Source organism: Aeromonas sp. HMWF015 (assembly GCF_963878965.1).
Taxonomy (GTDB): Bacteria; Pseudomonadota; Gammaproteobacteria; order Enterobacterales; family Aeromonadaceae; genus Aeromonas; species Aeromonas veronii.
Map to the genome: position 1 here is coordinate 1 of NZ_CAWNZT010000317.1, position 1814 is coordinate 1814.

Consider the following 1814-nt stretch of genomic DNA (forward strand, 5'->3'; position numbering starts at 1 on the left):
GCGTTGCGCATACCCACTTTCTGGCTGTTGGACTGGGATTGCAGACGGGTAGCAATTTGCAGACCGGCAGCATCGTCAGCGGCAGAGTTGATACGCAGACCGGTACCCAGACGCTGCATGGCATTGCTTGCCATTTTGTTGGTGGAGTTCAGCTGGTTCTGGGTGACCATATTGGCAAAGTTGGTGTGAATTGACAGACTCATTTTCGTTTCCTCGAAATGGATGCTGCCGCTGGCAGCGCTTGGGTAGACCCCCCTAGAAAACGACCATAGCCACGTGAAAATTAAATTTTTTTCTTTTGCTGATGGTTATTTCTACGCAGTCACTCACCCTGGAAACAATTAGCCTCAGTCCAACCCCGACCCACCGACCAGATTACCAATAAAAAAACCGCTCGATACAAGTCGAGCGGTTGGTATCAAACAATCTCAATGTAGTCAGGTCAATAACGCGACAACCCCCTGACGGGTGACATTAGCCTGTGCCAGCAAACCAGACATGGTTCCCATATATCCCCCTTGCGACAGTCGCGCAGAGAGTGAAGATTGCAGTTGTGCCAACTCATCTTGCTGCAAGCTTTGGGTACGCGCCTTGACCTTATCCAACTGCAAGACCATCTTCTGACGAAACTGCTTTAGTTCACGCACCGAGTGCTCTATCTCACCCAGCACGCGTTTCAGCCGTTGTTGCTCCTGGCGGATCTCGCCCTTGGTGATCCCCTCGGCCATGCGGGTTAGCTGTCCGGATTTGGGCTTGAACTGCACCGGGATCGGGTTGCCTGCCGGGATACGAACCCCCTCCCCCCGGATCAACACCGGCTCATCCAGTTTGCGGCGATGGGGTTCAGCAACAGAGAGTTCCAGCTTGCCCAGTTCATTCAATCTGGCCTGGATATGCTCTTTACGCAGCGCCCGATCGAGCATGGTGACAACCTCACCCTCTCGCGCTCCGGCCGAGATGGTCACCTCCACCGCACTGTTACTCTGGGGAAACGAGAACACCAGTCGCTCAGTGCTATTTTTGACGCTTAATAAATCCAGATGCTCGGCACTGAAGCGGGGACGCAGCTCCTGAGCCGATGCGATGAGTCTTGGTTTGAGCTCCTCCGTCAAAGGCCCTCTTGGTTGGGTGACTTTCTCTTCCAGCATTTTTAAGCGATTGGTCACGTCACTGCTGGCCAGCTCGCGCTGACCCAGTTGGCGTTCCAGCCGCTTCAATTCCCCCCAAACCAGATTAAGCGCCTGTTCGCCGCTCTGGGCATGGGCAATGCGCTGTTGCGCAGCACCGATCAGGGCCCATCTGTCCATCCGGATAATATTGGGGTGGCGCTCAGTCTGCTTGCGGTTTTCCGGAGTGTGAGCCTGTGCAGTTGCGCGGCCCTGCAACCTGGGCTTTGCCTGTGGCTCTGCAACGCCTCCAAGACGGGTTTGCTGGACCTGCATCATGACTCCTCTGCTCGTTACGGCATGTAGTTGAACAAGCTAAGACCATTAACCTTGGCAAAAGCTTGCTGCTGCACCTGTAATGCCATCAGGACGTGGGCCTGTCGGGTCGCGGCCTCGGCATAGTCCAGCGACTCTATCTGGTTGCTCACTTCCTTGCTATAGACGCCTTTCTCGGCATGGCTCTCGTCAATCTGATCCAACAGATTGATCCGGGCACCAATCGTGCTGACCGCCTGGCTGATATTATCTTGCAGCGTCTGGCTGCGATCCAGCATGGCTCGTGCCTGCTCGATGGCGTCAGGTGCTGCGTCATTAATTGCCTTCACCATACTATCGAGTTGTTTGAAAAAATCGTCAGGCTGCAAAAAA

2 protein-coding genes and 1 pseudogene are annotated in these 1814 nt (G+C 54.5%); all 3 read right to left on the reverse strand.

Annotated elements, in window-relative coordinates:
* On the reverse strand, positions 1–203 hold a 203-nt coding region (locus AACS18_RS16055), incomplete at its 3' end, for a flagellin N-terminal helical domain-containing protein (RefSeq protein WP_445206800.1).
* A 234-nt stretch (positions 204–437) separates the two neighbouring features.
* A complete protein-coding gene (locus AACS18_RS16060; protein WP_258228737.1) occupies positions 438–1307 on the reverse strand; it encodes a hypothetical protein in 870 nt (289 codons plus the stop codon).
* Between the two features lie 152 nt (positions 1308–1459).
* Positions 1460–1814: pseudogene (gene lfgL, locus AACS18_RS16065) on the reverse strand (lateral flagellar hook-associated protein LfgL); the annotation flags it as partial.

Bases quoted from the DNA above. Each gene is read 5' to 3' on its own strand.
- AACS18_RS16060 (WP_258228737.1), bottom strand. From the start codon at position 1,307: ATGGACAGATGGGCCCTGATCGGTGCTGCGCAACAGCGCATTGCCCAT.